Raw genomic sequence first — 6341 nt, forward strand, 5'->3', positions numbered from 1 at the left:
GATGAATCCGAACGAGTTGATGCGCGCGAAGGACGCGAGCGATCCGATCAGGCCGATGTTCGGGCCTTCCGGGGTCTCGATGGGGCACATGCGGCCGTAGTGCGACGGGTGGACGTCACGGACCTCGACACCTGCGCGGTCACGGCTCAGACCACCGGGGCCGAGAGCAGAGAGACGACGCTTGTTGGTCAGACCCGCGAGCGGGTTGTTCTGGTCCATGAACTGCGACAGCTGCGACGTTCCGAAGAACTCCTTGATCGCGGCGACGACGGGGCGCACGTTGATCAGGGTCTGCGGCGTGATCGCCTCGATGTCCTGCGTCGTCATGCGCTCGCGGACGACGCGCTCCATGCGGCTGAGGCCGGTGCGCACCTGGTTCTGGATGAGCTCGCCGACCGCGCGGATGCGGCGGTTGCCGAAGTTGTCGATGTCGTCGATGTCGAGGCGGATCTCGGCGGGCTTGCCCGCGCGGATGCCGTCGAAGGTCGTGTCGCCGCGGTGCAGGCGCACGAGGTACTTGATCGTCGCGACGATGTCTTCGGTGGTGAGCACCGACGCCGAAAGGGGCGCGTCGAGCCCGAGCTTCTGGTTGATCTTGTAGCGACCGACCTTGGCCAGGTCGTAGCGCTTCGGGTTGAAGTAGAAGTTGTCCAGCAGCGCACGGGCGGCCTCGGCGGCGACCTGCTCACCCGGACGGAGCTTGCGGTAGATGTCGCGGAGTGCGTCCTCCTTGGTGAGGATCGTGTCCTTCGCGAGGGTCTCTTCGATCGAGTCGAAGCCGGCGAACTCGGCGAGGATCTCTTCGCTCGTGAGGCCGAGGGCCTTCAGGAAGACGGTGACCGACTGCTTGCGCTTGCGGTCGATGCGCACGCCGACCTGGTCGCGCTTGTCGATCTCGAACTCGAGCCACGCACCGCGGCTCGGGATGACGCGCGCCGAGACGATGTCCTTGTCGGATGTCTTGTCGGGCGTCTTGTCGAAGTACACGCCGGGGGAACGGACGAGCTGCGACACGACGACGCGCTCGGTGCCGTTGATGATGAAGGTTCCCTTGCCGGTCTGCAGCGGGAAGTCGCCCATGAAGACCGTCTGGGTCTTGATCTCACCGGTCTGGTGGTTCATGAACTCGGCCTCGACGTAGAGCGGGGCCGCGTAGGTCTTGCCGCGCTCCTTGCACTCCTCGATGGAGTACTTCTCGGGCTCGAGATACGGGTTGGTGAACGAGAGCTGCATCGTCTCGCTGAGATCCTCGATCGGCGAGATCTCCTCGAAGATCTCCTCCAGACCGCTGATCTCGGGGACGTCGGTGCGGCCGACGCTCTTGGCCTCGGCGACACGCGCCTTCCAGGCCGCGTTGCCGACCAGCCAGTCGAACGACTCGGTCTGAAGCGCCAGAAGGTCGGGGACCGTCAGCGTGTCGGAGATCTTGGCGAACGAGAGGCGGGATGCTCCGCGGCCGTTCTTGGGGTTGGTGGTGGATGCGTTGCGCGCAGCAGCCAAGGGAATAACCTCCAGGGGCCCGGGCAGGGCTCGTGATTCCTTGTCGTCAGGTGGAATGCTCGATGTCTTCCCCGGATACCGGCGCGTCACCTCGCCGCTCTTTCGAACGGGGGCGCGCAGGCACAGCCGACCACCATATGAGGGCAGGGGGAATCTAGGAGCGCAAACATCAACTATATGTCGGATGACGCGCCGTGTCCAGCCCGGTTCTTGACGAGTTTTGCTTCCTGCGGTATAAACCGCGTGCTTCGCCGCCCACGACCCGAATGTCAGCACCGGGCGTCGGCCGGACACACCGCGGAAATACCGCCGCAGGTCTGGCACAGGCACGGTGTTCGGGGCCAGTATGTGGTCATGACTGGGGTCTCACACCCCGCGATCCGCACGCCCGACCAGCGGATCCGGGTGTTCGTCAGTTCGACCCTGCGCGAACTGGCAGAGGAGAGGCGGGCGGTGCGGGCGGCCGTGGAGCGGATGCGCCTGGCCCCCGTCATGTTCGAGCTCGGGGCACGCCCGCACCCACCGCGGGAGCTCTACCGCTCCTACCTCGCCCAGAGCGATGTGTTCGTCGGGATCTACGCCGACAGCTACGGGTGGGTCGCCCCGGACGAGAAGATCTCCGGCCTCGAGGACGAGTACGACCTCGCGCCGCGGGAGATGCCCAAGCTCATCTACATCAAGGCGTCCGAAGGCCGCGAACCCCGCTTGACCGAGCTCATCGACCGCATCCGCGCGGACGACACCGCCGCCTACCTTCCGTTCCGCACGGCCGAGGAGCTCGAGCAGCGCGTGGCGGATGACCTCGCGACCCTCCTCGCCGAGCGGTTCGACGACTCCCGGACCGCGCCCGAGACGGAGGCGGCGGAATCCGCGGCATCCCTCGTCGCGCGCATCCCCTCCCTCTATACGACCACCATCGGACGCGAGCGGGAACTCGGGGAGGTGCGGGACCTCCTCGCCCGCGGCGAGGACCGCGTCGTGAGCCTCATCGGCCCCGGCGGCATCGGCAAGAGCCGGCTGGCGATCGAGGCGGCGATGGCGACGGCGGACCTCTTTCCGGACGGCGTCTACTTCGTTGCCCTCGAGGGGGTGCTGGAGTCCGGCCTGCTGCTGCCGACGATCGGCTTCGCGCTCGGCATCCGCGACAACGGCGAAGCCGTACTCGAAGAGCGGATATCGCGCGCGCTGGAAGGCCGGCGCGTGCTGCTGGTGCTCGACAACTTCGAGCAGATCGTGGATGTCGCGCCCGTGCTCGTGCGGCTGTACACGGTGGCACCGCTCGCGCGATTCCTCGTGACGAGCCGCATCGTGCTGCGCATCCGCGGCGAGCGCGTCTTCGAGGTTCCGGCGCTGCCGTTCCCGGCTGCCGACGCGCCGGCGACCCTCGACCGCGCCCGGCGCTCGGCGGCGTGCACGCTGTTCGCCGACCGGGCGCGCGCGGCAAAGCCCGACTTCGAGCTCACCGACGACAACGCCGGGGCGGTGGCCGCCATCTGCCGGCGGCTGGAGGGCCTTCCCCTCGCGATCGAGCTCGCCGCGGCCAAGGTGCGGCTGCTCACACCGCAGGGCATCGCTCAGCGCCTCGAGCGGAGCCTCCCGCTGCTGACCGCCGCCGTCCGTGACCTGCCCGATCGCCACCGGACGATGCGGGCCACGATCGACTGGAGCGTGAGTCTTCTGCCCGACATCCAGCGGGACATGCTCGTCGACCTCGGCGTGTTCGCGACCCGCTTCACGCTGGAAGCCGTGGAGGCGCTCGGCGCCGGGCGCTCGTGGGACGGCAACGGCCTCGACGGGCTCACCGCCCTCGTCGATGGATCGCTCGTGAAGCAGACCGAGATCGAGGGCCGGTCGGTCTTCTCGCTCCTCGCGATCGTGCGCGAGTACGCCCTGGGGCGCCTCAAGGAGAGCGGGCAGGCCCACCTCATGCGCGCCGCCCACGCCGACTACTACCGCGCACTCGTGGCCCGCCTCGCACCGGGACTGACCGGCCCGGGTCAGGCGGAATCCGTCGCGGAACTCGGACTCGAGCTGCCCAACCTTCGCGCCGCCATCCGCCATCTCATCTACACCGACCGCCTCGACGACGCCGGCGACTTCGCGTGGGGGCTGCTCGTCTACTGGTGGATCGCCGGTCTGTTCGGCGGCGTGCGGGTATGGATGCTCGAGCTGCTCGGCAAGGAGAGACCGATCACTCCCCACACGAGGGCGGTGGCCTGGTTCCTCGCGCTGTGGGGCGAGATGTGGCAGCGCCCCTCCGCCGAGGTGGTCGCCGGTCTCGGCGAGTGCGTGCGGCTGTTCACGGAGAGCGGCGACGCGGAGGCGGCGGCGATGGCGCTCGCGGCACGCGCCACCGCGCGCGTGCAGTTCTCGGGCGCCGACGTCGACAAGGCCGAGAAGGAACTCCGCCGGGCATCCGTCAAGCTCCACGCGCTGGGGAACGGCTGGGCGGAGGCGCTCTCGGAGGTCTCGCTCGGGCGCCTCGCGTGGGTGCGCGGCCGCACCGACGACGCGCTCGCGCATTTCGATCGCGCGACCTCCGTGGCCACGGCGGGGCACGATCTGTTCACCACGTCGGTCGCGGGCAACCTGCGGGCGAGGCTGAACTTCCTGGGCGGCGACATCGAGACCGCCGAGAAGGAATTCGTGCAGACGCTGATGCTCTCGATCGGTCTGCACTACGACGAGGGTGTGGCCTACGGCCTCGAGGGGCTCTGCGCCGTGGCGGCCGCGCGCGGCGATGCGTGGCGGGCGGGGGCGGTGTCGGTTGCGGCGGCCGCCATCCGCCACCGGATCGGCGTCTTCGACGTCGAGGCGTTCACCGTGCACACCCCGCACCTGAACCTGCTGCGGGAAAGCGACCCCGAGGGCGTGGCCGCCGGCGAGCGTGCCGGGGCGGAGCTGAGCATCCCCGAAGCCGTCGCCCTCGCCGTACCCGACCTCGATCGCGAGCAACGGGCCTCGCTCGCACACTGGTGAACGACGGGCTCGCGCTCACACGGAGGCGTGGGCGGAGGCGTGCGCGTGAGTGTGGTGCGCGTGGCGGAAGCGGATGCGGGTGCCGGGGCGGAGCTGCGCGAAGGCGTCGAGGGAGTCGTCCGCGACGACCGCGATCACGGGATAGCCGCCCGTCACCGGGCCGTCGGCCAGGAGCACGGTCGGAAGGCCGGAGGGCGGCACCTGGATGGCACCGGGCACCATGCCCTCGCTCGGCACTTCTCCGGCCACAGCGCGCTCGAGCGGCGAACCCTCGAGGCGCACGCCGACGCGGTCGGCGGCGTTGGTGACGACCCACGCGGTCTCGAAGAGCGTCGCAAGAGCGGATGCCGCGAACCAGTCGGCCCGCGGCCCTGGCTCGAGTTCCACGACGACCTCGTCATCGGGCGGCGCGCCCCACGGCGCCAGGTCTCCCACGGGAACCGGGCCCCCGGCATCCGCGCGCACCCCCACATCGTCGCCCGCGGCAAGCGGCGCGGGTCCGAGTTTCGAGAGGGTGTCGGTGGCGCGCGAGCCCGCGACGACGAGCCCGTCGATGCCGCCCCGCACGGCGAGGTACGCCCGAACACCGTGGGCGAACCAGTCGATGTGCAGCTCGGTGCCGGCGGGCCACGCGTGCGCGACGTACGGATCGACGGCGTGCCCGTCGATGCGGATGCCGCCCCATGCTCCGGTGACCGCGACCCAGGTGTCGGTACCGGTGACCGCCCGGAACCCGCCCAGGGTCACCTCGATGCCCGCCGCGCCTTCGGCGTTGCCGACCAGGCGGTTGGCGGTGCGCAGGGCGCCGCGGTCGAGCGCTCCGGATCGTGCAATGCCCTGGGACGCACGGCCGGTGCGGCCGAGGTCCTGGATCGTGGCGAGCAGCACGGGCTCGATCACGCGGAGTCCGGGCGCGGGGGTGGGGGCGGCGGTGCGCGCGGGGGTCACGGTGTCCGGCCCGGCCGGAACTCCTGCGGGCGCGGTCGGAGTCTCGTCCGGTCCGGCGGGAGCCTCGCCGGGCGCGGCCCGGATGACGCGCGCCACCCGCCGGAAGCGCACCGCGGCGCCGGGTTCGAGCAGGGCGGGGGACGCGGCCGCCGGATCGAAGAGCGGCGCCGCGGTGGTGCCGATCAGGCGCCAGCCGCCCGGCGTCTCGCGCGGGTAGGCGCCGGTGAACTCCCCCGCGAGCCCGACCGAACCCGCGGGAACACGCGTGCGGGGCGAGTCCAGGCGCGGCACGTCGAACGGCCACTCGTCGCTTGTGAGGTAGGCGAATCCGGGGGCGAATCCCGCGAACGCCACGGTCCACGCCGCCGCTTCGTGTCGCGCCGCGAGCGCCTCGGCGCTCACCCCGAGAGCGGCTGCGGCATCGGCCAGATCGGGACCGTCGTACGCCATGTCGAGCACGACGGGCGCCGCGGCGGCGACCGTGCCGCCGGCATCCGTCCGCCCCCGTGCGATGCGCGCGATCCACGCTCGCGCGGCGGCGAGAGGCAGCACCCGCGGGTCGACCTGCACGAGGACGGTACGCGCGGCGGGCACGATGTCGACGACGCCGTCGGGGGCGGATGCCGCGAGCGCGGCGCGCAGCGCGAGCACGTCGCCGAGCGTCGCGACCTCGGCGAGGAGGGCGCGCTCACCCATCGGCAGCACCCGCGGCCAGGTCGCATCGGACACGGCTCCACGGTACCGCCGCACGCGGCGCGGCTCGACAGCCCTCACCAGGGGGCGCGGCTCACCGGGCGCCTCACCAGGGGGCGCGGACCGGCACGTGCTCGGCATCCAGCGCGGCGCGCACCGCACGGGCCATCGCGACGGCCGCCGGGGTGTCGCCGTGCACGCAGAGCGACGCGGCATCCGCT

3 protein-coding genes and 1 pseudogene are annotated in these 6341 nt (G+C 71.2%); 1 reads left to right on the top strand and 3 read right to left on the bottom strand.

Annotated elements, in window-relative coordinates:
- Positions 1–1500 (bottom strand): annotated as a pseudogene (locus VNT50_RS08215) (DNA-directed RNA polymerase subunit beta); the annotation flags it as partial.
- 354 nt (positions 1501–1854) lie between these two features.
- Here VNT50_RS08215 and VNT50_RS08220 point away from each other — a divergent pair.
- Positions 1855–4479: an ATP-binding protein gene (locus VNT50_RS08220; protein ID WP_325484626.1), complete on the top strand. Its 2625-nt coding sequence runs from the start codon at positions 1855–1857 to the stop codon at positions 4477–4479.
- A 15-nt stretch (positions 4480–4494) separates the two neighbouring features.
- On the opposite strand, the gene VNT50_RS08225 is transcribed toward VNT50_RS08220, so the two are convergent.
- On the bottom strand, positions 4495–6156 hold the full coding sequence (locus tag VNT50_RS08225) for a 5-oxoprolinase subunit B/C family protein (RefSeq protein ID WP_325484627.1): 1662 nt from the start codon (positions 6154–6156) through the stop codon (positions 4495–4497).
- Positions 6157–6226: 70 nt separating this feature from the next.
- Positions 6227–6341 (bottom strand): LamB/YcsF family protein (locus VNT50_RS08230; protein WP_325484628.1); only part of this gene is annotated, 115 nt, incomplete at its 5' end.

Origin of the sequence: Microbacterium sp. (assembly GCF_035554235.1) — a bacterium.
GTDB lineage: Bacteria > Actinomycetota > Actinomycetes > Actinomycetales > Microbacteriaceae > Microbacterium.

What these genes read in the sequence shown, in the direction of transcription:
- VNT50_RS08220 (WP_325484626.1), top strand. Translation starts at nt 1,855, where the DNA reads ATGACTGGGGTCTCACACCCCGCGATCCGCACGCCCGACCAGCGGATC.